Below are 23,987 nucleotides of genomic sequence, written 5' to 3' on the forward strand. Positions count from 1 at the left end.
TAGCGCATCAGGTAAATACAACGACATGATTGCAGAAACCTTTATACGGCGCCCCGTCACGGCCATTGTCACCTCCCTGGTGATTGTGCTGGTGGGGGTGCTGGCCATCTTGAACTTGCCCGTAGGCCAGTATCCAGAGATTACGCCGCCTACCGTATCGGTAAGCGGCACCTACACCGGCGCCGATGCCCAGACGGTAGAGCAAACAGTGGCTACCCCCGTGGAAGTGCAGGTAAATGGCACGCCTGGCATGACTTATCTGCAAAGCAACAGCACCAGCAATGGGCAGATGAGCATGACGGTAAACTTTGAAGTCGGCACCGACATCAATATTGCCGCCCTGGATGTGCAGAACCGCGTAGGCATTGCTCAACCTACACTGCCGCAGGAAGTGCAGCGCTTAGGCCTAGTGGTGCGCAAACGTAACCCTAGCATTCTGATGCTGGTGGCTATGTATGCGCCCAAAGGCTCGCACAACACTACCTTCCTCGATAACTACGCCAACGTATTTGTAAAGGACGCTTTGCTCCGCACCAAAGGTGTCGGCGACATCGTGAGCCGGGCCGATGACTTCTCGATGCGCGTGTGGCTGAACCCCGATAAGCTGGCGCAGCTGGGCGTTACGGCCCAAGAAGTAACGGCTGCCATTCAGGAGCAAAACGCCCAGATTGCGGCAGGCTCCATTGGTGCCCCGCCCGCGCAAACCGGCCAGACATTTGAGTACATCGTGTTCGTGAAGGGCCGTTTGGTGGATACCGAGGAGTTCGGCAATATCATCGTCCGGACGCGCCCTGAGGATGGCTCCGTAGTGTACCTCAAGGATGTGGCTCGCCTAGAGCTAGGCAAGTTCAACTACTCCAGCAACTCCTTCGTGGATGGCAAGCGCGCCGCTTATCTACTGGTGTATCAGGCCCCCGGCGCCAACGCCCTCGAAACCTACGAAAACGTGCTGGCCACCATGGATCAGCTCAAAAAGCGGTTTCCCGTCGATCTGGACTACGTGGTGCCGTTTGAGTCGGCTACGGTGGTAAAGGTTTCGATTGAAGAAGTGCTGCACACGCTGGTAGAAGCCTTAGTGCTGGTAATTATTGTGGTGTTCCTGTTCCTGCAAAGCTGGCGCTCCACACTCATTCCGGTGCTGGCTATTCCGGTATCCATCGTCGGCACGTTTATACTGTTTATCCCGCTGGGCTTCACCATCAACACCCTCACTATGTTCGGCTTCGTGCTGGCCATTGGTATTGTGGTCGATGACGCCATTGTGGTGGTAGAGGCCGTGGAACATAACATGAACGAGCGGGGCCTGAGCCCCATGGAAGCCACGCTGCAGGCCATGCGCGAAATCTCGGCCCCGGTTATTGCCATTGCCCTGATTCTGGCGGCGGTATTCGTGCCAGTGGGCTTTATTCCCGGCATCACTGGCCGCTTATATCAGCAGTTCGCTATCACCATTGCCATTTCGGTAATCATCTCGGCCTTCGTGGCACTTTCGCTTACGCCGGCTTTGTGCGTGCTGCTGCTCAAGCCCCACAAACGCGACGAGAACTCCACTGGCCTAGACAAGCTGTTCTACAAGTTCAACACCTGGTTTGACAAGGTGACGGGCAAGTACGGCAACGGCGTACAGAGCGGCATCAAGCACTCACGCCTGGTCGTGATTATTCTGGTCTGCATTGTGGCCGGTACTGGCCTACTGTTCAAGAATAAGGCCTCCGGCTTTATTCCGACCGAAGATGAAGGCCGCCTCATTGTGACCTTCAACTTGCCCGAAGCTTCCTCTACGGAGCGCACCGTGAGCACCCTGAAGGAGGTCATGAAGGAGCTGAGCCAGGTGAAAGGCATCAAGCATTATGCTGGCCTAGGAGGTCTGAATGCCGTAAACTTCTCGTCTAAGTCGAACAGCGGTACCGTATTCTGCCAGCTGCAGCCTTGGGAAGACCGCAAAAGCAAGGAAGAGCAGCTGCAGGGCCTGATTGCAACGGTGCAGAAACGCCTGAGCCGCCTGCGGGAAGCTAATATTGTCGTGATTTCGCCGCCGGCTATTCCGGGCCTCGGCAACACGGGCGGTTTCTCGTTTGTACTGCAAGAGCGCGAAGCGGGCGGCGATATCAAGAACTTTGATGCCCAGCTCCAGAACTTCCTCGGCGCCCTGCGCAAGCGGCCTGAAATTGCGGCGCCATTCTCGTTCTTCACCGCCAACACACCAGGTTACCAGCTCACTATTGATCGTGAGAAAGCCAAGAAGCTGGGCGTATCTATTGCCGACATTGGCACGGCGCTCCGCACCTACCTGGGCTCCTCCTACGTGAACGACTTTACGGTGTACGGCCGCAACTTCCGCGTCGTGACGCAGGCCGACTCCATGTACCGCGCTGATATCAGCAACCTAGGCCAGTACTACGTGCGCAACTCTTCGGGCGGCATGGTTCCCCTGAGCACGCTCACGAGCTACAAACGCTCCGAAAGCGCCCCGCTGATTTCGCACTACAACCTTTTCCGCTCCGCTGAAATCAACGGCAACGCGGCGCCCGGCTACAGCTCCGGCGACGCCATTAAGGCGCTGCAGGAAACGGCGGCGCAGTCGTTGCCGGCTGGTTACGGGTTTGAGTTTTCGGGCCTGACTAGAGAAGAGCTGCTGGCTGGCGGACAAACGGTGTACATCTTTGCCTTGTCTCTGGCCTTCGTGTTCCTGTTTTTGGCCGCGTTGTACGAAAGCTGGTCGGTGCCGTTCTCGGTGCTGCTGGCTGTGCCGCTGGGCGCGTTTGGGGCCATTCTGGCGCTTACGTTCCTGCCCAAGCTCACCAACAACATCTACGCCCAGATTGGTCTGATTACGCTGATTGGTTTGTCGGCCAAAAACGCCATTCTGATTATCGAATTCGCCAAAGAACGGGTGGATAAAGGCATGCCGCTGGTAGATGCTACACTGGAGGCCGTGCGCCTGCGCCTGCGCCCTATCATTATGACGTCGTTGGCCTTTATTCTGGGCGTGCTGCCGCTGGTGTTTGCCTCCGGCGCCGGCGCCCAAAGCCGCCAGACCATCGGCTGGACGGTACTGGGCGGCATGCTCTCGGCTACCATCCTGGCCATCTTCATCGTGCCGGTGCTCTACGTGCTTATCACGCGCTTTGCCTACGGCAAGGAGAAACTGGCGGAGCTGGAAGCTAACTACAAGCCTGATGAAGAGCACGGTGGCCCCGCCCCCGATAAGCCCACCGACGAAGGCCAGCACCCCACTCCCAGCCCGGCGTAATAGGTCGATGACTTCAGCTTAAGTCAGACGTCATGCTGAACGGAGCCGAAGCATCTCTACCATGACTAATCAAATGATTTAGCCAGCGGTAGTGATGTTTCGGCTCCGCTCAGCATGACGTTCTTTTTTACCTTATGCCGTCCTACTCTATTCCTACTACCTACCCATTATGCGCAAACTCCTCTCCTTCCTCTTCTGTCTTACTATCGTGACAACTGCTCTGGCTCAAACTCCCTCTGTGATTCCATTGTACGCTGGCCTCGTTCCGGATTCCAAGCCCAGCAAAGTGCAGGAAACAATAGTCAACGAAAAGGGCAAAATCCGCATATCCAACGTGGTACAGCCCACACTCACGGTATACCGCGCGGCACCAGACAAGGCCAATGGCACGGCCGTTATCATTTGCCCGGGTGGGGGCTACGCGCGCCTCGCTGTAGACCATGAAGGCTACGATGTAGCCAAGCGCTTCAACGAAATGGGCATTACAGCCTTCGTGCTGAAATACCGCTTGCCCAATGCGCAAAGCCAAACAGATAAATCCATTGCGCCGCTACTCGATGCCCAGCAGGCCATCCGGCTGGTGCGGCAGCGGGCCAAGGAGTTTGGCATCAACCAGGCCCGGGTAGGCCTCATGGGTTTTTCGGCGGGCGGGCACCTGGCCTCTACAGCCGGTACACACTTCGCTAGGCCAGTCGGCGACACAAAAGACCAGACCTCCGTTCGGCCCGATTTTCTGATGCTGCTGTATCCGGTCATCAGCTTTTCAGATAGCCTCATGCACGCGGGCTCACGCAACAACCTCATTGGCGAGAAACCCACGGTAGAGCAAACGCGCCAGTATTCCAACGAACTACAGGTATCGGGGCAAACCCCTCCCACCTTCCTGGTGCATGCCCAGGATGATGCCACGGTGCCGGTACAGAACAGCTTAGTATTCTACGAAGCCTGCCTCAAACATAAAGTGCCCGTTGAAATGCATTTGTACCCGAAAGGCGGCCACGGCTTCGGGATGAACAATGCCACCACCAAAGACAACTGGACCGACCGCCTGCAGAACTGGCTGGATGCCGCCGGCTGGCTAGCGAAGTAAGCAGTGACCTAGCGGCACTATTCCCACCCAGGCTCCTCCCCAGTCCACCACACTTCCGTACCGGGCGGCACAGGTCCTGCGCCTTCCTGGGTGAGTAGCAAGGCGCGCATGTCGGCCACTTCCGGGCGCGATACTTCTTCCACGCTGGCAATTGCGGGCTCCTCCTGCCCGTTGGGGAAGCGCAGCGTAAGGGCTAGGCCAGTATGCAGGGCATAGCCGGCCAGCGCAGGCAGCGGAATAGATGGTAGCAACAGTACGCCTAGGCCAGTTAGGGGCACGCTCTCTGCCACATGCATCAGCAAGAGTTTTTTCATGGACAGACTTACGCAAAAATTCAGTTGAGAAGTGATGGAGAGTGTTTTTGCGTAAAATAACTCTCCATCATTGTTGTAGAGCCGGATAATTGTCGGGCTAAACCTAGCTCCCATCTGGTGCGTATTGGCATGGTGCTTGCAAAAGCCTACTCACCTAGTTAAATACAAGCACTCTGAACCCTAAAATTTTAGTCATGAAAAAGGTCAGCTTGATTTTCGCCTTTGTGATTCTGTTCTCCACTGTTTTCAGTGGTTTCGCCCAAGCGCAAAATAAAATTAGCTCCAGTGCCAAAGGTGCCGTTATTGGTGGCCTAGGCGGTGCTGCAGCCGGTGCACTTATCAACAAGAAAAACCGCGTAGTAGGTGGTGCCGTGGGTGGTGTTGCCGGGGGTGGCCTAGGCTACGCCATCGGTCGGAACGCCGACAACAAGCGCCGGGCCGAAGCTGCCCGCGTAGCTGCTGCTCGTCGGGCCGAAGCTAACCGCGCCGCTGCTTACCGCCAGGGCATTGCCCGTGGTGAAGCTAAGAGCCGCGCCAACGCAAACAACTCGGCTCTGGCAGCTGCCGCTGCCGCCCCTGCCGCTGCTCCTGCCATGATGAACAGCTTTGCCGGTGCAGGTGCTCCTGCCGGTAACTTCGCCATGAGCTCGGCTTATTTGCCTAACCAGCAGTACGGTCAGCGCGATGCTGCTTATCCTTCTTCGGAAGTACGTCGCAAGAGCTGGTAATCTGCTTTTTTGCTTCTAACACAAAGCCCAGGTCATTGTACCTGGGCTTTGTGTTACTTCGCATTTCGTTTCTTCGTTCTTCTCTCTACCAAAACCTTGTTTCCATGAAATCCTTTCTTGGCCTCCTGATGGGAGGCGCCTTGCTGGCCTCCTGCTCAAGCCCCAAAACTGATGCGGCTACGGCCGTGAATGTGCAAACGCTCAACCAGCAATTCATTGGGGCCTGGAACGCCAAAAATACAGCCGCGCTCGATACGCTGCTGGCCGACGACGTGCAGTACGCCCAGGGCGAGTCGCGCTTCAATGGCAAATCGGAGGTGGCTGACAAGTGGGTACGCGCTACCATGGGCACTATTTCCGACTTGAAAACCTACACCACAAGCACGGGTGCTGGCGACAACATCGCCTACGAGGCCGGCACGTTCTCTACGGACGTTCTGCCCGAAACGCCCGGCCAGCCCCACGGCGAAGGCGAAGGCAACTTTGTGCTGCTCTGGAAAAAGCAAAAGAACAACAGCTGGAAGCTGAGCTATGTGCAGCTGGAAGGCCTACCCGTAAAGGTTCGCAACTAATATACATTCTCCCTATTCCAGAAAAAGCCTCGTCTGCTAGCAGACGAGGCTTTTTCATGCCCATTCGGGTTTGTAGTGGCCTACTGCGTTTGTCCGGCCAGATATTCTTCGCCTTCCAATACCGGCGCCATATTCCGTGATTCTTCCTCCGTGAACAGCCTGGACCGAATCAGGAACCGCACGCCCAATGGTATTTCCAGCGAGAAGCTGGCGCCCCGGCCCTTAGTTACATCTACGGTGAGCTGGGTGTGTTGCCAGTACTCAAACTGACTGGTGCTCATGAAGAAGTCGCAGCCATGAATCTGGCCTAGCCACACATCGTTGCCTCCAATTCGAAATTCACCTTTGGTAAAGCACATGGGCGAAGAGCCATCGCAGCAGCCGCCGCTTTGGTGAAACATCAGGGGGCCATGCTCTTCCCGGAGCACATCAATGGTGGCTTCGGCAGCAGGCGTTATCAGGACACGTGGAGTGGGCTTGGAGGACATATGCAGGCAAGTTTCTGAAAATAGTAGAACGTCATGCCGCGCCTCGCGAAGCATCTCTACCCCAGATATAATCAAAGTTATTCTGGCGACAGAGATGCTCCGGCAAGCCCGGCATGACGTTCTGTTTCGGCTACTTACTGGCCTAGAAGAAACCGAGTTTCTGCTGGCTGTAAGAAATCAGCATGTTTTTGGTCTGGCGGTAATGGGCCAGCATCATCTTATGGTTTTCGCGGCCGAAACCGGAGGCCTTATAGCCGCCGAAGGGCGCGCCGGCGGGGTAATCGTGGTAGCAGTTCACCCACACGCGGCCGGCCTGGATGGCACGGGGCATCTGGTACAGCTCGTGTGCATCGCGCGACCATAGGCCGGCGCCTAGGCCATACAGCGTATCATTGGCCAGTTCAATGGCTTCTTCGTTGTCTTTGAATGTGGTGACGGACAGCACCGGACCGAAGATTTCCTCCTGGAAAATCCGCATTTTGTTGTGGCCCCGGAAAATGGTGGGCTGGATGTAATAGCCTTCGTTCAGCTCATCGTGGGCATGGTCGCGGTGGGCTTCACCACCCACCAGCACTTCGGCACCTTCCGCTTTCCCGATTTCCAGGTAGCTCAGGATTTTCTCGTACTGGTCGTTGCTGGCCTGGGCGCCCATCATGGTTTCCATGTCCAGGGGGTGGCCTAGCTTGATGGCTTTCACGCGCTCAATCAGGCGCGGCATAAACTCATCGTAAATATCCTCATGGATGAGCAGGCGCGAGGGGCAGGTGCAGATTTCGCCTTGGTTGAGGGCAAACATGGCGGCTCCTTCCAGGCACTTATCCAGGAAATCGTCGTCGTGGTCCATCACCGATTTGCAGAAGATATTCGGCGACTTACCGCCCAGCTCCATGGTTACGGGAATGATGTTTTCGGCAGCGTATTGCAGAATGAGGCGGCCCGTGGTGGTTTCGCCCGTGAACGATACCTTTTGCACGCGCTTGTTGCTGGCCAGCGGCTTGCCTGCTTCCAGCCCGAAACCGTTCACCACGTTCACCACGCCGGCAGGCAGCACGTCCTGAATCAGCTCCATAAGTACCATAATGCTGGCGGGCGTCTGTTCGGCGGGCTTCATCACGACGCAGCAGCCAGCGGCCAGGGCAGGCGCCAGCTTCCAGGTAGCCATCAGCAGCGGGAAGTTCCAGGGGATGATCTGGCCAACAACCCCCAGCGGCTCCTGAATCACGAGCGATAAGGTGGTTTCATTCAGTTCCGTAGCCGAGCCTTCTTCGGCCCGAATAACGCCGGCAAAGTACCGGAAGTGGTCGATGCACAGGGGCAGATCGGCGGCCATGGTTTCCCGAATGGCTTTGCCGTTTTCCACGGTTTCAACCGCCGCCAAGTGGGCCAGATTGGCCTCCATGATGTCGGCAATTTTCAGGAGCACGTTGCTGCGCGTAGTGGCCGAGGCTTTGCTCCAGGATTTAAAGGCTTCGTGGGCGGCGTCTAGGGCCAGCTCAATATCTTCTTTAGTAGAGCGGGCTACTTTGGTAAAGGCTTTACCATCAATGGGTGAGGGGTTTTCGAAGTACTGGCCCTTCACTGGCGCCACCCATTTGCCCCCGATAAAATTATCGTAGTGAGATTTAAACTTAGGCCGTTCAACGAGAGTGGTGGGTTTTTCTAGGGTTTCCATTGTAGGTCTGGGATGTGAGGTTTGGATAACCCAAGCTACCTTTCTTCCAGACCAGAATGGTTCTACTATCGTCGCACAAAAGCGGTCTATTGTCGCAAGTTGCTAGTGCCATAAGTGAGGACTCACTATCTTAGGTGCTGCGCCATCTGCGCCGTTCAGTTGTTTAGCATGAAAGTTACCCAACCGCCCATGCCGCACGCCCATCTGCCTGCTCCTATTGCCCTGCATCAGCAGCACCAACTCAGCACCTTGGTGGAAAACCGCACGGTGTATACGCTGGAAGCGTTTGAGCTCAATGTATTTGAAACCCACCAGACGGCTCACCAAGTACCCCTAAGCATGGGCAACCTGGTTCTGACAACCATGTTGCGTGGGCGCAAAGTCATGCACCTCGCCGGTCAGCCAGCCTTTGACTATTTGCCCGGCGAGTCGGTGATAGTGGGCGAGAACCAGACGATGGTTATCGATTTCCCGGAAGCTGATGAAGCACATCCCACGCAGTGCTTGGCCGTGGCCATCCCGACGGATACCATCCGGCAAACGGTGGATCTGCTCAACGAAAAACACCCGCGCGCCGAGGAGCACCTGCCCTGGCACCTCGATACCACCGACCACGCCCATTTCCAGAATACGCCGGAGCTGACGGGCACGTTGGAGCGCCTCGTGCAGCTCTCCCGCGACACAGGCCGCGTGAAGGACGTGCTGGCCAATTTCACGATTCAGGAAATGCTGGTGCGCCTGATGCAGACCCAGGCCCGGCAGCTGCTATTCCACAACTACCGCCAGCACCTGACTACTCACCGCTTTGCGCACGTGGTGCAATACATCAAGCAGCACCTCACGGAGCAGCTCACGGTGGAAAAGCTCAGCGAGCTGGCCTGCATGAGCAAGGCGACGTTCTTCCGGGTGTTTAAGCGCGAGTTGGGCCTCACTCCGGTCGAGTACATCATTCAGGAGCGGCTGGCCGAAGCCAAGCGCCTGCTGCAAAACCCACTTACCACCGTGGCGGATGTGTGTTTTCGGGCGGGCTTCAACAACACCGCCTACTTCCAGAAGCTGTTTAAGCAATATGAAGGCGTGACGCCGGGGCTGTACAAGAAGCAGTGTGCGGGCTGCTAACTGCTGAGATTATCCGGTGAGGGAAGCTAGTGGCCTAGGCCGTTCAGGCTAGGCTTGCTATGTCAATTTCACAACCTTATCTCTCCAAAACCTGTTACCAGAGGCCATTCGGAAAGCCACGTGCGCGCGGCGTCCATTACTTGCCTCATGAAAGAAGTAACAACGGCTGAGCTTCAGCCCGTGACAGAGAACGTACGTTCTACCCCCTCTACCCCACATCTTGCACCCGCCCTGGTGTGGCTGATGGCCATTACCTGCGGCCTGGTAGTCGCTAATATCTATTACAACCAGCCATTGCTGGCCGAAATCGGGCGCACGTTTGGCCTGACGGAAAGCCGGGTGAGCCTAGTAGCCACCATCACGCAGGTAGGCTACACGCTAGGCCTCTTGTTTGTGGTGCCGCTCGGCGACAAGCGTGAACGAAAAGGCCTGATCCTAATGCTGCTCCTGTGTGCGGCCGTGTGTATGGCCGGCGCCGCGTTTGCCCCTTCGTTCGCACTGCTCGCGGCGGCCAGTCTGCTTATCGGTATCTTCTCATCGGTGCCGCAGCTCCTGATTCCGATGGCTGCTTCCCTGGCCAGCGACGAAGACCGGGGCCGCGTAGTGGGCAAGGTGATGAGTGGCCTACTGATCGGGATTCTGCTTTCGCGCACCATTAGTGGCTATGTGGGGGCGCATTTTGGGTGGCGTACCATCTTCTGGGCCGGGGCGGCGCTGATGGTGATTCTTACGGGCATTCTGGCCCGCATGCTGCCGCGCAACCAGCCTTCTTTTGCAGGTAGCTATGGTAGCTTACTCGGCTCTTTGGGCACCTTGGTGCGCGACTTACCCATTTTGCGCCGCTCGGCGCTGGTGGGCGCGTGCATGTTCGCGGGCTTCAGTGCCTTCTGGACTACGCTGGTGTTCTTTCTGGAAAAGGAGTATCACTACGGCAGCGAAGTGGCCGGTCTGTTTGGCCTCATTGGGGCCAGCGGCGCATTTGCAGCTTCCTTCGCCGGCAAATCGGCAGACAAGAAAGGGGCCGACTACGCTCTGAACCTAGGGATTCTGCTGTTCCTGGGAGCCTATGTTCTGCTGGCATTTGGCGGCTACTACTTGCTAGGCCTCATTGTGAGCGTGGTAATTCTGGATGTAGGCCAGCAGATGGCCCACATTTCCAACCAGGCCCGCATTTTCACGCTGCTGCCCGAAGCCCGCAGCCGCCTGAACACCGTGTATATGACGGCTTGCTTTATTGGGGCGTCGGCAGGCTCATTCGTGGGTGGCCTAGCCTGGTCGCATTTTCAGTGGTTGGGCGTGTGCGGTGTCGGGCTGGCGTTTGTGAGTGCGGCTTATCTATTGAACCGCTTCTACGGGCGCCGGGCACTGGCCTAGCGGCATCTCATAAACCACAAAGAGCCGGATTCAGGATTGAATCCGGCTCTTTGCGTTTCTATATTATAGTAGCCTACAGGCGGCTCATGCACTTTTGCAGGCTGTCTTTCCAATACGGAATTTCCACGTTCAACTGCGTCTTGGCCTTGGTCTTATCCATCACCGAGTACGTTGGGCGGGTGGCTTTGGTCACGTATTCGGCTGTGCGCACCGGCACTACTTTCACATCTACTTTCCCCAGCTCGAAAATCACCTTGGCAAAGTCGTACCATGATGTAACGCCTTCGTTGCTGTAGTGATAGATGCCGAAGTTCTGATTACGGGTTTCGGTGATGGACAGGATGCAGCCCGCCAAGTCGATGGCATAGGTGGGCGTCCCGATTTGGTCCCAAATAACGCGCAGCTCATCTCGCTCCCGCCCAAACTTGAGCATCGTTTTCACGAAGTTGTTGGCGTATTCGGAGTACAGCCAGCTGGTGCGCAGAATGAAAAACTTCTCGGTGTAGGCCGGTATCACCTGTTCGCCTTCCAGCTTGGTCAGGCCATACACACTGATAGGAGCCGCTTCGTCGGTTTCTACGAGCGGCTGGTTGCCGGTGCCCGCAAACACGAAATCGGTGGAAATATGGATCAGCGTGGTGTCATACGCTTTGCACAGCTTGCTCAGGTTAGCTACCCCGTCTTTGTTCACTTTCCGGGCAATGTCTACCTCATCTTCTGCTTTGTCGACGGCCGTATAGGCGGCGCAGTTGATGCAATAGGTGGGCTTGTACTCCGCGAATACTGCCTCCAGAATGTCCGGATTCAAAATATTGGCCTGCTCTTCGGGCAGGAACTCTATCTCCGTTATGTTCTTCTCCTTCGCGACCTGCTGCAAACACTGGCCTAGCTGGCCAGACCCACCAAAAACGATTATTTTACTCATGAAGCAACGCTGTATAATGATTGTGCAGGCTCTCTTACGTGGCCTAGCAGCAAGTGGCAACCGATCTGTTATGGCCGCAATTTAGCGTTTTCGGCGGGGCCAATGATGTGCAGAGACACAAGCAAACTCATTTACTACTAAGCGTGCCGAGCCTCTTCCATCATGTAGCCCAAGCCCCAGACCGTCATGCTGAGCTTGTCGAAGCATCTCTACCGCTTCGTTGTAGGCAAGTTGTTTAACCAGAGGTAGAGATGCTTCGACAAGCTCAGCATGACGGTCTGGGAGGCACACACTGTTTATCTTCAACTACCCTGTTCCAAACAGGCTTGCCCAGGTGGGCGCTTGTTTTTGATGGGCTCGAAACGTTGCTCGCGGGGCTGCTTTTCGCTGAGGTAGCGCCAGTAGCGCAGGGGCATGTGGCGCCGGTGCAGCTTGATATTTTTGCGCTCCGGGATATTTACATGGTCGAAATACGACTGCCAGAGCAGCTTGAACAACGGCTCCCGCTCATCGAGCACCGTGGCCGATATATCAGTATTGCGCTGCGGGGCACTGGTTTCAAACTCCACTACATCGGTGCGGGTCAGGTCGTAGTAGAGGCCGTAGCGGCGGCGCTTGTCGAAGATCAGCCACCGCTGATCAGCATAACGCTTAGTGAAGTGGGGCGCGATGAGGGGCAGGACATCAAAGTCGGGCTCAATAGTGGCATGAAACAGCTCGTCGGAAGTTTTTTCGAAGCGCACGAAGGCTTCCATCCGGTGTTTTTCGCGGTACATCTGCTGCGCGATGTGCGCAATGCGGCGCACATTATCGTCAGCATAGTTCTCGGAGATGTCGCGGCCGGCGCGCATGGCCAGATCGGCGTAGCGAAACACCAGCAGCTCCCGGTCGGGCTGCTCACTCAGGAATACGTGAAACAGCCGCGTGCGCGCTTCCTGGTCCATGTAGCGGCGCAGGCCTTCCCACACCCGGGCAGCGGCCGCCTCGTCGGTATCAATTTGCACAGGCTGCGCAAACAGGCCGCCCTGCATGGTGCCTAGCGGCTGAATAGTATTGGGCGCGGCTTTGCGGGCATACACGGCAAACAGCACCGTCAGCAGGCCCTCAAAGGAGCCATCATAAACGTAATCCAGCGGCGGGTTCGTCAGCTGCGTTACGTGGGGAGCCGCTGCGCGGCTTCCGGCTACTTCCGTATTCCGGCGCCGATGGAGGGGCGTGAGAGAACGACTCATGCAGTTGGGTTTAGGAGAGAAGCAACCGGCTCAGCGGCCAAAAATTCCAGTAGCAGCTTATTGATGGCGGCTGGTTCTTCCTGGTGCAGCCAGTGCGTTGCTTGATCAAAATAGGTCAGCTCGGCGTTGTCGCATAGGCCTACGCTAAGTGCCGCAAGCTGGGGTTCCAGAAAAGCATCCTGGCGGCCCCACAGCAGCCGAACCGGCACTGTAATGCGCCCTATCTTGCCTACGCGCCGCGCATTTCGGAAGGCAGCCCGATACCAATTAATCATGCCCGTCAGAGCACCAGGCTGCGACCAAGCTGCTACGTATTGCTTTAAGTCTTCGGAAGTAAAAGTGCCCGGCCGGCTGGTGCCGCGCAGAGAGCCGCGGCCAAATCGGTACTGATTTCGCCGAAATAACTGCTCCGGCAACCACGGCAGCTGAAAGAAGAAGATGTACCAGCTTTTCCGCAGTTGTCGGGTAGGCCGGCTTAGCGCCTGGCCTAGCACCGCCGGATGCGGCACATTTAAAATGGCCACCCGCTTTAGCCGCTCCGGATGATTGGCGGCCAGCCACCACGTAACGGCCGCGCCCCAATCGTGCCCAATCACGTAGGCCACTTGTTGGCCCGCCGCATCCAAAAGGCCCAGAATATCGGCGCCCAGCTGGTCAATCCGATAATCGGATACGCGGCGCGGTTTGTCGCTGAGGTTATAGCCGCGTTGGTCGGGCGCCCATACGCGGTAGCCGGCGTCGGCCAAGGCCTTTATCTGATGGCGCCAACCGTACCAGAATTCCGGAAAGCCGTGCAATAGCACTACCAATGGCCCTTGCGCGGGGCCGCACTGCACTACATGCAGGGTAATGCCGTTGGTCCGGATGAAGTGGTGTTCGAGCTCATACGCCATGCCTGCTCTACCCCTTCCTGGGCCGCAGGGTTGCCGCCGCCAGTGGCCTAGGCCACCCTAGGCCGCTTCGGAGCGCTGCCGGACGCGCGTAGCATGTGCCCGGGCCGCCTCGCGGTGCAACTGCTGCACCACCGGAAGCAAATCGGCGAGCTTGCAGCAACAAGCTATACGGGCTACTTTCAAAGACTTAAGCTCTTCGGAAGACACAGTAGAGGATTCGGTGGCACGATGTGAGATGGTCATGGCGGAGGTTCTTGGGGTGCGGATAGATGGATGACGTGATTTGCTATTACTACTGATGTTATTCCTGTGTGCCTTCCTTCTCCCTATCTCTCCTCATAGCACATCGGCTCTCTAACTGGCCTGCGCGAACAAATCCAGCTGCTGCGTCACTAGGGCTGAGCGAACCGAACCGGCGCCGAACAGAATCTGCCGGCGGATGGTCTGCTCGTCGAAGTCGCGTTTTTCCAGCGCTTGGCCGCGGCACGTGAGGAAGTAGCGAGCCCGTTTCAGCACCACGCCAAACTTCTGCAGATGATCCAGTGTGATGGGCGCAAACCGGCGGGCCGCCACAATACGCTTAGCGGAGCGGGCTCCTACACCCGGAATGCGCAAGATCATTTCGTAGTCGGCGGAGTTCACGTCAACCGGAAACACGTGGCGGTTGCGCAGGGCCCAGGCCAGCTTGGGGTCCACTTCCAGATCGAGAAACGGGTGCGCCGGGTCCAGGATTTCATCGGCCTGAAAGCCGTAGAAGCGCATCAGCCAGTCGGTCTGGTAGAGGCGGTGCTCCCGGATAAGCGGCGGCTGCGTGAGCTGCGGTAGGCGGGCATCATCCGTAATCGGGATGTAGCCGGAGTAGTACACCCGCTTCAGGCCGTAGCCTTTGTAAAGCGAATCGGTGAGCTGAATAATCTGATGGTCGTTTTCGGCAGATGCGCCCACAATCAACTGAGTGCTTTGGCCAGCCGTAGCAAACTGCGGCACCTTCTTGAATAGGGCCTTTTCTTCCTTGTTCTGCTGAATTCCGTCCCGAATCTGCGCCATCGGCGTCAGAATCTCGGCGTAATTTTTCTCCGGCGCCAGGTTCTGCAGGCTCATCTCCGAAGGCAGCTCAATATTTACACTCAGACGGTCGGCATAAAGAGCCGCTTCCTGAATCAGTTCCTCAGAAGCACCCGGAATGGCTTTCACATGGATGTAGCCATTGAATTTGTGTTCCGTGCGCAGCTTTTTTACGATGCGCACCAGGCGCTCCATCGTGTAATCGGGCGAGGAAAAGATGCCGCTGCTCAGGAACAGTCCTTCTATGTAATTGCGGCGGTAGAAGTTCATGGTCAGATCTACCACTTCATCTACCGTGAAGGCGGCGCGCTTCACGTCGTTGGAGCGGCGCGAAACGCAGTAGGCGCAATCAAAAATGCAGTGGTTGGTGAGCAGAATTTTCAGCAAACTCACGCACCGGCCATCCTCCGTGTAGCTGTGGCAGATGCCCATGCCTTCTGCATTGCCCAGGCCTTTGTTTTCGTTTTTGCGCTTTCCACCGCTGCTGGAGCACGATACATCGTACTTCGCGGCATCTGCCAAAATACTTAGCTTTTCCTGGATACGCTCGTTCATGAAGGGCGGTTTGATGGCTTAAAAATAGCAGCTTGTGCTGAATTACGCACCATACTTAAAGACTAATTTCATTAGAATTGTTCCCCTGCATTTCGAAATTAGTTGTTGGATAATCTGAAACTTTTAGCACCTATCTTCACCTCTCCCCTTACAGAGAACATCCCGAAAAAGCGTGTTAAGCTGTACCTTGCAAGGAGGCCTGGCGATGAGCGGCAATAGAAATATGAAGTACTGGGTGCTAGTGGTGGGAATATGGTGGCTGACTGGCCTAGGCCTGCCCGTGCCCGTAGCGGCCCAGGTTATTCCAGCGCCTTCTCCCGACACGCTAAGCTCTACCGTGCGCCGCGACTCTCTGCGCCTGGTGGTCCGCCGCGACTCGCTTCGTCGCCGCTTCGATGAGGAGCGCATGCTCAACAGCCTCAAGGCCTATACCAAGCGCAAAACCATTGCGGGCAAGGTCGCTTCCGCGCTGTTCAATTTTACGGAACGCCGCGAAGACCGCGCCGGCCTGGATGCCGTACTGCTGGACCGGCAGTTTGATAAGCACAGCTACAAAGTGGTGCGCAGCATCAACATTCGCACGCTTGATGCCTTTGGCTTCAGCATTACCGATTCTACCCGTATTCCGCGCAACATCCTGGAAAAGAGCGGCAACGCGCTCCACATCAAAACCACCCGCTCCCGGATCCGGCAGGTGCTGCTGTTTCGGGTGGGCGAAGAGTTGGAGCCCCAGGATTTGTCGGAATCGGAACGTTTGCTGCGCCAAACCTCCGAGATTCTGGATGCACGCGTATTCGTGAACGAGCGCACCTCCTCCACCGACAGCGTTGATATACAAGTTATTACCAAAGACGTATTTAGCATCAGCGGCTCTTTCCAGCTGCGCGATGTGGGAGCCGGCGTAATAGGCCTACGCGACGTGAACTTCCTGGGCCAGGGCCACCAGATTCGGAACCGGTTTGAGTACGGCCGCTCCGATACGGGCCCCGGCGCCCAAACCTGGCGGTACTCCGGCAACTACCAGGTGCCGTTTCGCAACTTCATCTATGCCCAGGCTTCCTACCTGAAGGAGACGCGCAACGAGGAAACCGTCGTTCGGCTCACGCGCGACTTTTACTCCGTCAATACCCGCTATGCTGGTTCCGTGAGTTTCCGGCAGGTAAACGGCATAGTGGCTACTCAAGGCGATGGAACGGCGGAGTCGCCGTACCTCTTTGCGCCGCAGCGTTACAATGTGCAGGATGCCTGGCTGGGCCGGTCTTTCCAACTGACGAGCTACGACCTTGGCCACGAAAACCCTGGGCGCCTGATTGTATCGGCCAGAAGCATCGGGACCAACTTCTCCCGGCGCGCCTACCCCAACGACTACAACGCCAACCTACTGCTGGGCACCATTGGCTACAGTGTACGGCGCTACTATAAGGATAAATACCTGTTTGGCTTCGGCCGCACCGAGGACATCCCGACGGGCACCATCGCCAGCCTGACCACGGGCTACGAGCTGAACGAGCGCAGCAACCGCCGCTATTATGGTATGCGCCTGGCCTACGGCAGCTACAGCCCGCAGCGCGGCTACCTATATTTCAGCGGCGATTTTGGCAGCTACCAGCGCGTCCGCGACCAGGATTGGCAACAGGGCTCTTTGGGGCTAGAAATGCTGTATTTCACGCGGCTCTACCACACGGGCAACTACCAGTGGCGCCACTTCCTCTGGACGCGAAACGTCATTGGCCTCAACCGCCAAACCGGCGAACGGCCGCTGAGCATTCAGGGAGAGCATGGCCTACGGGGGTTTCAGCCGGGCGAGTTGCTGCTGGGCTCCAGCCGCATGGTCCTGAACTACGAAACCACCATGTTCACGCCCGTTTCCTTTCTGGGTTTCCGGATGGCGGCCGTTGCGTTTGCCGATATCGCGTGGCTGAATGCCAAAAATCCCAATCAGACTATTCCTTTGTTTGATTCTCCGTACACGGGCTTCGGGGTGGGTCTGCGGTTCCGCAACGAATACGCGGCCCTGCGCACCTTCCAGATTTCCTTCGGGTTTTATCCGCGCGGTATGAGTGCCCCCAATGGCATTCGCATCTTTGAGAACTCCCGCCCCTACTACGATTTCAGCGACTTTAGCTTCAACCAGCCCGGCGTAGTTCGGTACCAATAACCATCACAGAAGTGGCCTAGCGCTTACGTCCGGCAAGTGCTAGGCCACTTCTGTGCTATTTCAAAAGTACCTTTGCCCCTGGTTCTTTGCGTAAACAACGGAATCAGGCCACTCAGCGAAACACCCGCACCCATGCAACTAGGCGATTTTAACGATTTGGAAGTAGCCCGCGAGGTAGACTTCGGCATGTACCTGACCTCCGATGACGGCGATCTGCTGTTGCCGCGCAAGTACATTCCGGAAGGCACCCGCGTGGGCGATGTGGTACGTGTGTTTGTGTACCGCGACTCCGAAGACCGCCTGATTGCGACCAATCTGGAGCCCTTCGTCCGCGTAGGCCAGTTCGCGGCCCTTACTGTGCGCGATGTGACATCAACGGGCGCATTCCTGGACTGGGGCCTGGAAAAAGACCTGTTGCTGCCCTACAGCAACTTGCGGCGCAACCTGCGCCCCGGCGAGCGGGCCACGGTGTTTGTATATCTCGATGATGCCTCTGACCGCATAGTGGCTTCCGCCAAATGGGAGTGGTTCCTGAGTGATACCCCCTACCCCGGTAAAGTAGGTGACGCTGCCGAGCTGTTCATTGCTGAAGAAACCGACCTGGGCTACAAAGTCATTGTGGATGGCACTCACCAGGGCCTGCTTTACCACAACGAGGTATTCAAACCGCTCCGCCTCGGTGATGTGCACACCGGCTACGTACGCCAGATTCGTCCCGACGGTAAGCTCGACCTGAACCTGCAACGCATTGGCTACGATGAAGCCCTGGCGGCGGCCGAGTTGCTGCTAGAAGCCCTGCGCCAAGCTGGCGGTACCCTTCCCATCGGCGATAAAAGTGAGCCCGATGATATTTACCGGCGCGTGGGCATGAGCAAGAAAGTATTCAAGAAAGCCCTCGGCACGCTCTACAAACGCGGACAAGTACAGCTAGAACCCGAGCAAACACGGCTGGTGACCAGCGAGTAATTCCGGATGCCTGTTCTGTTAGAACCTTGTGACAATACCCACTTACTCTTCCGAACATTCTTCGATCTGGTGCAGCGCTTTGCTGGAGTAAGTCTAGTATTTGTTCCCATGCTACTGGTAACACTCAAAGCGTTTTTAAATAGAAACGATGGACGTTATGCACCAGAATGGGGCAATGGGTTCTTTGGGTTGCTGTTTCTTGGATTCCTCTCTGTTCTCAGCTTTTTATACATCTGGCAGCCTTACCAGAAGTCCGTTGATATTCAGGCGCATCAACAGATTACTACTGCCCTAGTAGACCGAATTTCATCCGAAGCCAGCAAGCGCACCATGTATTATGCTGAATATCAGTACATGTTTGCCGGTCAGCACTTCCGAGGAAAAGCACTTCTCCCTGAAACCCAGGCCGCTGATGCTATGACCTTTAATACTCAGATGTTCAGGGGTCGCAAGTTCCTGCTTCTGTTATCCACAGTACATCCTGAGAACTCGCTCATGGACGTTAACTGCCCACAATAGCTTTCACACCTCTGCTATTATTAGTGCTCAGGCAACACTATCAGGGTTTGCCACATCTGGCCTAGGAGCGGCGCACCGTTCGGGGCAAGTTTTCCGTACTCCCCAAACGCGCCGGTTGTTTCCTCTCCCTTTAGTCCGCCGTGCGCGGGTTGTCCATGCAGAAAACCGCACTTATTGCCGGGGCCAGTGGCCTAGTCGGCAGCCAGCTCCTGCCTTTGTTGCTGGCCTCAGAACGCTACATCCGCGTGATTGCGGTAGGCCGGCGCCCCCTGCCGATGGTGCACCCCAAGCTGGAGCAGCGCATCTTGGATTTCGACCATCTTGAAGACCACCGCCTCGAGCTGATTGCAGATGATGTGTACTGCTGCCTGGGCACCACGCTGCGGCAGGCCGGCAGCAAAGAGGCTTTCTATAAAGTAGATTATTTGTACGTAGTGAAGCTGGCGGCTCTTACGGCTAGCAACTTTGCCGCCCAATTTATGCTGGTGTCGGCTATGGGTGCCGATGCTGCTTCGCGCTTCTACTACAACAAAGTGAAGGGCGAAATGGAGGACGCGGTGCGCCAGACTCCCTTCCGGGCCATTCATATTTTCCGCCCTTCCTTACTACTAGGTCAACGCGCCGAAAAGCGCACTGGCGAACAGATTGGCGCCGTATTGCTGCGCCTGCTCCGGCCCGTTTTGCTGGGGCCACTTCGGCCCTACCGGGCCATTGAGGCTGGGGTAGTAGCCCGTGCCATGTTGAGCGCCGCCGAGGACGACGGCGGTGGCCTACGCATTCATACCTCAGCCGCCATTGCGCAGGAAGGACAGCTTCGTTAAAAAGAAGTCAGGAATATTTGGAGGCAGGTTGTACTTTTGCTGGAAGTCTACTTTCCTCACTTATTTCGATTTACGCATGAAGCGTCTGTTTTTTGTTTTGTTGTTCCTGGGGTTGCTGGGTTCTGTTGGAGGGGCGCATGCGCAGAGCAAGAAGAAAAGCAGCGGTGGCGGCGCTGGCTACACTACCGCCATAGGCCTACGCGGCGGTGGCTATTCCTCGGGCCTCACCGTGAAGCATTTCCTGAGCGGCAAGAATAATGTCGCCTTCGAAGGCCTCCTGACGCGTGAGTACGCAGCCCGTGGCGGCCGCCTGACGCTGCTTCTGGAAAAACACCTGCCCGTTTCCGACTTTAAAGGACTGCAGTTTTACTATGGTGCTGGCGCGCACATCGGCTCCTATCAGGGCCGCTACTACTTCGAGGACGTGCGCTTCCGCCGGGGTAAGAAGTACGATTACTACCGCACCTACTGGTATGATGATACCAGCTACATTGTGGGTGGTGCCGACCTGATCGTGGGCCTAGAATACAAGATGGAAGACCTACCCTTCGTAATTGGGGTAGACTACAAGCCTTTCTTTGAGGTATTCGATGGCTATACCGGCTTCTACAACGATGCTGCTGTAAGCTTGCGCTTCGCGTTCTAGTTTGTTTATCACCATAAAAAAAGCCCTCCTGCTAGATCAGGAGGGCTTTTTTTATGGCTGATTGACAATTAGTGCATGCGGTGGACGCGTGGCGGACGTGCGTTGTAGCCGTTGTAGTAAGGCCTTGGGGCGTACCCTGGCCTACGCGGCTCTACCACCACTACACGAGTCGGGCGAGGACGGTAGTAGGGCCTGGGGCGGTAGTAAGCCCGGGGCGGATACGGACGCCCATAATAGACGGGTGGCGGGGTGCCAACACCAACTACTACACCTGGCTGGGCCGTAGTAGCACACCCCGTGAGAGAGGCGGCTGACAGCACCAGAGCAACTAATAAAGCGGGAAATTTCAGAAGGTTTTTCATAGAGCAGCGTGTCCTTTCGTTAACCAAGGACTTCCTTTCTTTGACACCTTTATACGCTGCTGGTTTAAAGCCTCCCTACAAAAAAATCAGTAATTGCCTTGAGTAAGCATTTCGCCGTTAAGCTATTAACGCAGAACCGGCCGGCATTTCCTCTAGGTGGAAATGCCGGCCGGTTCTGCGTTACGTGGGTTTCGGAAGCTATTTCTTCCTGCTGGCGTATTCTGTATTCAGGTGCTTAAGCACCTTCGAAGTGATATCCAGGTCTTTGCGCCCGTAGGCGATGGTGCCGCTGGGAGCCGCAATCAGGATAAGGCGGTAGCCGTTTTGCTTGCCGTAGACTTCCATCTGCTTATTCATGCGCTCCAGCACTTGCTGGGTCATTTTGGCTTCTTCTTCCTGCGCCTGGCGCTGCAGTTTCTCCTGCTCCTGGCCTACCTGCTGCTGCCGGCCCTGTAGCTGCTGCTCGGTGCTGGCGCGCTGCTCAACGGTGAGGCTGGCGGCTTGCTGCTGATATTTCTGTACGGCGTTCTGGAAACCCTGTACCAGGGTTTTATTCTGTGCTTCCCAGCGCTTGGCCTTGGCCTCGAAGTTGCGGCGGGCGTCTTTCATACCTTGGTAGCCATCCAGAAGCTTGCCCGATTCTACGTAGCCCACCTTATCCGTATCGGCTACGGCCGTTAGGTCGGCGGGCTCCTCGGTCGTAACGGCGGTGCTGGTTGAGTCTGCGGTTTTTACGGTAGCGATGGGTTTGCGGGCAGGTGTGGCAGCAGGCTTATTGGCGAAATGCAGGTAAAACAGGACCGCTACGGCCAGAACTAGTATGGCATTTATAGCCAGTTGAAGAGAGTTTTTCATTCGAAGAATAAGAGGGAAATAAAGCAGCCTTTTGCGCGGCGCCGGCCAAAGAAACGAAAAAAGACCCGGCCCTGGTACTCTACTGTTCGGTTTACAGCGACGGGAAGTGGCCTACCAAGCCTGTTTTGGCGAAGGCACTGGCCTACAGCTCGTCTTCATCCGACTCGTCTACCTCCAGGGGCTTCATAGGTTTTTCCTCAAAAGGGGTGGCCAGATCGGCGCGGCTCGGCGACAGGTCCGTGCGGCCCACGTGCACCAGCGCATCACCCTGGTTCACGACCGGCATATGGTTCAGACCAATGATATACCCCGCTACCGGCGACTCTAAGCGCACAGCGTGCTCACCATACGGGTCAGCTACCGAGCCATATACCTGGCCCTTCTCAATATAGTCGCCCAAGTGGACATCGGTGCGGAAAAGGCCGGCGTAGCGAGCCCGCAGCCACGTAGAGCGCATGCACACCACGCTGGATGCGGCGGCGGGCACGGCCGTTTCTACCATGCCCAGGTGGTGCAACACCCGAAACGTGCCCGCAATAGCCAGCTCAATGCCGTTTTCATCGAGCCGCAACGATTCGCCGGTTTCGTACACGATAATGCGGCGCCCTTCCTGCATGGCTGTTTCGCGCAAAGAGCCGGACCGCAACGCCGCATGCAGCGTGAACGGAGCGGCAAAAGCAGCGGCCAGCGCATCGGTCTCGGCATCCTGGTGCAGCAGGCAGCGCACCTGTGAGATGTTGGCCCGGGCAGCGCCGCCCGTATGAAAATCAATACCATAGTCGATAAGCGGCATGATTTCCCGCATGAACCGGTGCGCTACCCTACTGGCCAGGGAACCGCGCGGGTTGCCCGGAAACGACCGGTTTACATCTTTCCCGTCTGGCACTTCCCGCGAAAAATTCAGGAACCCATAGATGTTCAGGATAGGAATAGCAATGATGGTTCCGCGTAAGGGCCGCAGCTGGTCGCGCCGAACCATGCGCCGGATGGTTTCAATACCGTTTACCTCATCTCCGTGCATGCCCGCCAGCAACAGCACCGTCGGCCCCGGCTCCGTGGAGCGGAATACGTGTACTGGAATATCAATAACGGTACCCGATGGCAGCCTTGAAATCACCAGGCGGGTAAGCACGCGTTGGCCGGGCTTAATCACCAGGCCATTGAGAACCAGGTCGGCAGGAGCAGCGGAAAAATCTGTCAGCAAAGCAGTACGGAGCTAAGGCGTGGCACAACGGTTCAAGCCCGGCGCAACTACCAGCAGGAAGCTGAGCGACGGCAACAGTGGGCGGCGTCAATTATCATTCCAACGAAAAAAGCCTTCTAGGCCACTTCGCCTACCATAAAACAGGCGGGCTCACTTGCTGAAGCGACCTGCTAGGCGGAGTTAGTCAGGCTGAGAATCGGGCATTACTTCCGATGAAACCTGCTTCACCGTTTTGGCTTTGGTTTTTTTCTTCTGCGAAAGCTGCTCGGTGTACTCAATGATTTTGCCGGCAATATCAAGGCCTGTAGCCTTCTCAATTCCTTCTAGGCCAGGTGAGGAGTTAACCTCCAGCACCAATGGGCCGCGCTTGCTTTGCAGCATATCCACGCCCGCAATGCCCAGACCCAGGGCCTTGGTGGCCAGCAGGGCAGCGGCTTTTTCAGCGCGTGTGAGCTTTACCAAGGTGCCCGAGCCGCCGCGGTGCAGGTTGGAGCGAAACTCGCCTTCCTTGCCCTGGCGCTTCATGGCGCCTACCACTTCACCATTTACTACAAAGGCCCGCAAATCGGCACCCTTGCTTTCCGCAATGAATTCCTGCACAATGATGCGCGCCTTCAGGTTGTGGAACGCCTCAATTACCGATTGGGCTGCTTTGGCACTTTCGGCCAGCACCACGCCCAAGCCTTGAGTTCCTTCTAGAAGCTTGATAATGACGGGGGCCCCTCCTACCTGCTGAATCATGGCGGGCACCTCATCGGAATAGTTGGTGAAGGCGGTTTTGGGCATTCCAACGCCCGCCCGGCTCAGAATCTGCATGGAGCGGAGCTTGTCGCGGCTGCGCACAATGGCCTGGCTTTCTACGGCCGTGCGCACCTTCATCATCTCAAACTGGCGCACCACAGCGCAGCCATAAAACGTCACAGAGGCCCCAATGCGGGGAATTATGGCATCAAAGCCTTCCAGCTTCTTGCCTTGGTATATGATACCTGGGTGGCCTTTTTCCAGTACCAGGTTACAATGCAAATGGTCCAGAACTATTGCCTCGTGGCCGCGCTGCTCAGCGGCCTCCACGAGACGAGTAGTCGAATATAGCTTCGGCTCACGCGAGAGAATCGCCAGTTTCATCGGATAGGGTGCTTGGAGGAAGATAGTAGAGCAGAAGCGCGCTCAAAGATA

The 23,987-nt window shown here is 56.6% G+C and carries 23 protein-coding genes; 11 read left to right on the forward strand and 12 right to left on the reverse strand.

Annotated features, from left to right (window positions below; all coding sequences use genetic code 11):
* The first annotated feature begins 25 nt into the window (after positions 1–25).
* Together CFT68_RS10745 and CFT68_RS10750 are read left to right on the forward strand one after the other, a co-directional pair.
* A complete protein-coding gene (locus CFT68_RS10745) occupies positions 26–3,253 on the forward strand; it encodes an efflux RND transporter permease subunit (RefSeq protein ID WP_088843415.1) in 3,228 nt (1,075 codons plus the stop codon).
* 169 nt (positions 3,254–3,422) lie between these two features.
* On the forward strand, positions 3,423–4,343 hold the full coding sequence (locus tag CFT68_RS10750; RefSeq protein WP_088843416.1) for an alpha/beta hydrolase: 921 nt from the start codon (positions 3,423–3,425) through the stop codon (positions 4,341–4,343).
* A gap of 17 nt (positions 4,344–4,360) precedes the next feature.
* Here the strand turns inward: CFT68_RS10750 and CFT68_RS10755 are convergent, their stop codons facing one another.
* Positions 4,361–4,657 carry a hypothetical protein gene (locus CFT68_RS10755; protein WP_088843417.1) on the reverse strand — a complete coding sequence of 99 codons (297 nt, stop codon included), beginning with the start codon at positions 4,655–4,657 and terminating at the stop codon, positions 4,361–4,363.
* Positions 4,658–4,851: 194 nt separating this feature from the next.
* Here CFT68_RS10755 and CFT68_RS10760 point away from each other — a divergent pair, with 194 nt between their 5' ends.
* Positions 4,852–5,385: a glycine zipper 2TM domain-containing protein gene (locus tag CFT68_RS10760; protein WP_088843418.1), complete on the forward strand. Its 534-nt coding sequence runs from the start codon at positions 4,852–4,854 to the stop codon at positions 5,383–5,385.
* A 104-nt stretch (positions 5,386–5,489) separates the two neighbouring features.
* On the forward strand, positions 5,490–5,957 hold the full coding sequence (locus CFT68_RS10765; protein ID WP_088843760.1) for a YybH family protein: 468 nt from the start codon (positions 5,490–5,492) through the stop codon (positions 5,955–5,957).
* Between the two features lie 80 nt (positions 5,958–6,037).
* Here the strand turns inward: CFT68_RS10765 and CFT68_RS10770 are convergent, their stop codons facing one another.
* Together CFT68_RS10770 and CFT68_RS10775 are read right to left on the reverse strand one after the other, a co-directional pair.
* Positions 6,038–6,445, reverse strand: a complete 408-nt coding sequence (locus CFT68_RS10770; protein ID WP_088843419.1) for a DUF779 domain-containing protein — start codon at positions 6,443–6,445, stop codon at positions 6,038–6,040.
* Between the two features lie 142 nt (positions 6,446–6,587).
* Entirely contained in the window at positions 6,588–8,117 is a 1,530-nt protein-coding gene (locus CFT68_RS10775; RefSeq protein ID WP_088843420.1) for an aldehyde dehydrogenase family protein, read from the reverse strand.
* A 168-nt stretch (positions 8,118–8,285) separates the two neighbouring features.
* On the opposite strand from CFT68_RS10775, the gene CFT68_RS10780 reads away from it, so the two are divergent.
* Together CFT68_RS10780 and CFT68_RS10785 are read left to right on the forward strand one after the other, a co-directional pair.
* The gene (locus CFT68_RS10780) at positions 8,286–9,236 is read left to right on the forward strand and encodes an AraC family transcriptional regulator (protein WP_245815345.1); all 951 of its coding nucleotides are present in this window, start codon (positions 8,286–8,288) and stop codon (positions 9,234–9,236) included.
* A gap of 147 nt (positions 9,237–9,383) precedes the next feature.
* Positions 9,384–10,610: an MFS transporter gene (locus CFT68_RS10785; RefSeq protein ID WP_088843422.1), complete on the forward strand. Its 1,227-nt coding sequence runs from the start codon at positions 9,384–9,386 to the stop codon at positions 10,608–10,610.
* Between the two features lie 73 nt (positions 10,611–10,683).
* On the opposite strand, the gene rfbD is transcribed toward CFT68_RS10785, so the two are convergent.
* The 5 genes from rfbD to CFT68_RS10805 form a co-directional block, all read right to left on the reverse strand.
* Complete coding sequence (gene rfbD / locus CFT68_RS10790; protein ID WP_262490708.1) at positions 10,684–11,595, reverse strand: dTDP-4-dehydrorhamnose reductase; 912 nt, start codon at positions 11,593–11,595, stop codon at positions 10,684–10,686.
* 242 nt (positions 11,596–11,837) lie between these two features.
* Positions 11,838–12,767, reverse strand: coding sequence for a TIGR03915 family putative DNA repair protein (locus tag CFT68_RS10795; RefSeq protein WP_088843424.1), 930 nt, complete (start codon positions 12,765–12,767; stop codon positions 11,838–11,840).
* A complete protein-coding gene (locus CFT68_RS10800; RefSeq protein ID WP_088843425.1) occupies positions 12,764–13,660 on the reverse strand; it encodes an alpha/beta fold hydrolase in 897 nt (298 codons plus the stop codon). The genes CFT68_RS10795 and CFT68_RS10800 overlap by 4 nt, the downstream gene beginning before the upstream one ends.
* Positions 13,661–13,717: 57 nt before the next feature.
* Positions 13,718–13,903, reverse strand: a complete 186-nt coding sequence (locus tag CFT68_RS21505; protein ID WP_141106517.1) for a hypothetical protein — start codon at positions 13,901–13,903, stop codon at positions 13,718–13,720.
* Between the two features lie 111 nt (positions 13,904–14,014).
* The gene (locus CFT68_RS10805; RefSeq protein WP_088843426.1) at positions 14,015–15,280 is read right to left on the reverse strand and encodes a putative DNA modification/repair radical SAM protein; all 1,266 of its coding nucleotides are present in this window, start codon (positions 15,278–15,280) and stop codon (positions 14,015–14,017) included.
* 223 nt (positions 15,281–15,503) lie between these two features.
* Here CFT68_RS10805 and CFT68_RS10810 point away from each other — a divergent pair, with 223 nt between their 5' ends.
* The 5 genes from CFT68_RS10810 (at position 15,504) to CFT68_RS10830 (ending at position 20,390) form a co-directional block, all read left to right on the forward strand.
* Positions 15,504–17,438, forward strand: coding sequence for a BamA/TamA family outer membrane protein (locus CFT68_RS10810; protein ID WP_088843427.1), 1,935 nt, complete (start codon positions 15,504–15,506; stop codon positions 17,436–17,438).
* 72 nt (positions 17,439–17,510) lie between these two features.
* A complete protein-coding gene (locus CFT68_RS10815; RefSeq protein WP_245815346.1) occupies positions 17,511–18,404 on the forward strand; it encodes a CvfB family protein in 894 nt (297 codons plus the stop codon).
* Between the two features lie 69 nt (positions 18,405–18,473).
* Complete coding sequence (locus CFT68_RS10820) at positions 18,474–18,923, forward strand: hypothetical protein (protein WP_141106518.1); 450 nt, start codon at positions 18,474–18,476, stop codon at positions 18,921–18,923.
* A gap of 155 nt (positions 18,924–19,078) precedes the next feature.
* Entirely contained in the window at positions 19,079–19,744 is a 666-nt protein-coding gene (locus CFT68_RS10825) for an NAD-dependent epimerase/dehydratase family protein (protein ID WP_088843430.1), read from the forward strand.
* 76 nt (positions 19,745–19,820) lie between these two features.
* Positions 19,821–20,390, forward strand: a complete 570-nt coding sequence (locus tag CFT68_RS10830; RefSeq protein ID WP_088843431.1) for a hypothetical protein — start codon at positions 19,821–19,823, stop codon at positions 20,388–20,390.
* A 68-nt stretch (positions 20,391–20,458) separates the two neighbouring features.
* Here the strand turns inward: CFT68_RS10830 and CFT68_RS21510 are convergent, their stop codons facing one another.
* From CFT68_RS21510 to rimK, 4 genes are all read right to left on the reverse strand, one after another.
* The gene (locus tag CFT68_RS21510; RefSeq protein WP_141106519.1) at positions 20,459–20,752 is read right to left on the reverse strand and encodes a hypothetical protein; all 294 of its coding nucleotides are present in this window, start codon (positions 20,750–20,752) and stop codon (positions 20,459–20,461) included.
* Between the two features lie 198 nt (positions 20,753–20,950).
* Positions 20,951–21,607 carry an OmpH family outer membrane protein gene (locus tag CFT68_RS10835; RefSeq protein ID WP_088843432.1) on the reverse strand — a complete coding sequence of 219 codons (657 nt, stop codon included), beginning with the start codon at positions 21,605–21,607 and terminating at the stop codon, positions 20,951–20,953.
* A 142-nt stretch (positions 21,608–21,749) separates the two neighbouring features.
* The gene (locus tag CFT68_RS10840) at positions 21,750–22,811 is read right to left on the reverse strand and encodes a succinylglutamate desuccinylase/aspartoacylase family protein (RefSeq protein ID WP_245815347.1); all 1,062 of its coding nucleotides are present in this window, start codon (positions 22,809–22,811) and stop codon (positions 21,750–21,752) included.
* A gap of 180 nt (positions 22,812–22,991) precedes the next feature.
* On the reverse strand, positions 22,992–23,936 hold the full coding sequence (gene rimK / locus CFT68_RS10845; RefSeq protein ID WP_088843433.1) for a 30S ribosomal protein S6--L-glutamate ligase: 945 nt from the start codon (positions 23,934–23,936) through the stop codon (positions 22,992–22,994).
* Positions 23,937–23,987 lie beyond the last annotated feature (51 nt).

The sequence above is a fragment of the Hymenobacter gelipurpurascens genome, from assembly GCF_900187375.1.
GTDB lineage: Bacteria > Bacteroidota > Bacteroidia > Cytophagales > Hymenobacteraceae > Hymenobacter > Hymenobacter gelipurpurascens.

Excerpts from the sequence above, each read along its gene's own strand:
- CFT68_RS10745 (WP_088843415.1), top strand. The coding sequence starts at position 26 with ATGATTGCAGAAACCTTTATACGGCGCCCCGTCACGGCCATTGTCACC.
- CFT68_RS10750 (WP_088843416.1), top strand. The coding sequence starts at position 3,423 with ATGCGCAAACTCCTCTCCTTCCTCTTCTGTCTTACTATCGTGACAACT.
- CFT68_RS10755 (WP_088843417.1), bottom strand. The coding sequence starts at position 4,657 with ATGAAAAAACTCTTGCTGATGCATGTGGCAGAGAGCGTGCCCCTAACT.
- CFT68_RS10760 (WP_088843418.1), top strand. The coding sequence starts at position 4,852 with ATGAAAAAGGTCAGCTTGATTTTCGCCTTTGTGATTCTGTTCTCCACT.
- CFT68_RS10765 (WP_088843760.1), top strand. The coding sequence starts at position 5,490 with ATGAAATCCTTTCTTGGCCTCCTGATGGGAGGCGCCTTGCTGGCCTCC.
- CFT68_RS10770 (WP_088843419.1), bottom strand. The coding sequence starts at position 6,445 with ATGTCCTCCAAGCCCACTCCACGTGTCCTGATAACGCCTGCTGCCGAA.
- CFT68_RS10775 (WP_088843420.1), bottom strand. The coding sequence starts at position 8,117 with ATGGAAACCCTAGAAAAACCCACCACTCTCGTTGAACGGCCTAAGTTT.
- CFT68_RS10780 (WP_245815345.1), top strand. The coding sequence starts at position 8,286 with ATGAAAGTTACCCAACCGCCCATGCCGCACGCCCATCTGCCTGCTCCT.
- CFT68_RS10785 (WP_088843422.1), top strand. The coding sequence starts at position 9,384 with ATGAAAGAAGTAACAACGGCTGAGCTTCAGCCCGTGACAGAGAACGTA.
- CFT68_RS10795 (WP_088843424.1), bottom strand. The coding sequence starts at position 12,767 with ATGAGTCGTTCTCTCACGCCCCTCCATCGGCGCCGGAATACGGAAGTA.
- CFT68_RS10800 (WP_088843425.1), bottom strand. The coding sequence starts at position 13,660 with ATGGCGTATGAGCTCGAACACCACTTCATCCGGACCAACGGCATTACC.
- CFT68_RS21505 (WP_141106517.1), bottom strand. The coding sequence starts at position 13,903 with ATGACCATCTCACATCGTGCCACCGAATCCTCTACTGTGTCTTCCGAA.
- CFT68_RS10805 (WP_088843426.1), bottom strand. The coding sequence starts at position 15,280 with ATGAACGAGCGTATCCAGGAAAAGCTAAGTATTTTGGCAGATGCCGCG.
- CFT68_RS10810 (WP_088843427.1), top strand. The coding sequence starts at position 15,504 with ATGAAGTACTGGGTGCTAGTGGTGGGAATATGGTGGCTGACTGGCCTA.
- CFT68_RS10825 (WP_088843430.1), top strand. The coding sequence starts at position 19,079 with ATGCAGAAAACCGCACTTATTGCCGGGGCCAGTGGCCTAGTCGGCAGC.
- CFT68_RS10830 (WP_088843431.1), top strand. The coding sequence starts at position 19,821 with ATGAAGCGTCTGTTTTTTGTTTTGTTGTTCCTGGGGTTGCTGGGTTCT.
- CFT68_RS21510 (WP_141106519.1), bottom strand. The coding sequence starts at position 20,752 with ATGAAAAACCTTCTGAAATTTCCCGCTTTATTAGTTGCTCTGGTGCTG.
- CFT68_RS10835 (WP_088843432.1), bottom strand. The coding sequence starts at position 21,607 with ATGAAAAACTCTCTTCAACTGGCTATAAATGCCATACTAGTTCTGGCC.
- rimK (WP_088843433.1), bottom strand. The coding sequence starts at position 23,936 with ATGAAACTGGCGATTCTCTCGCGTGAGCCGAAGCTATATTCGACTACT.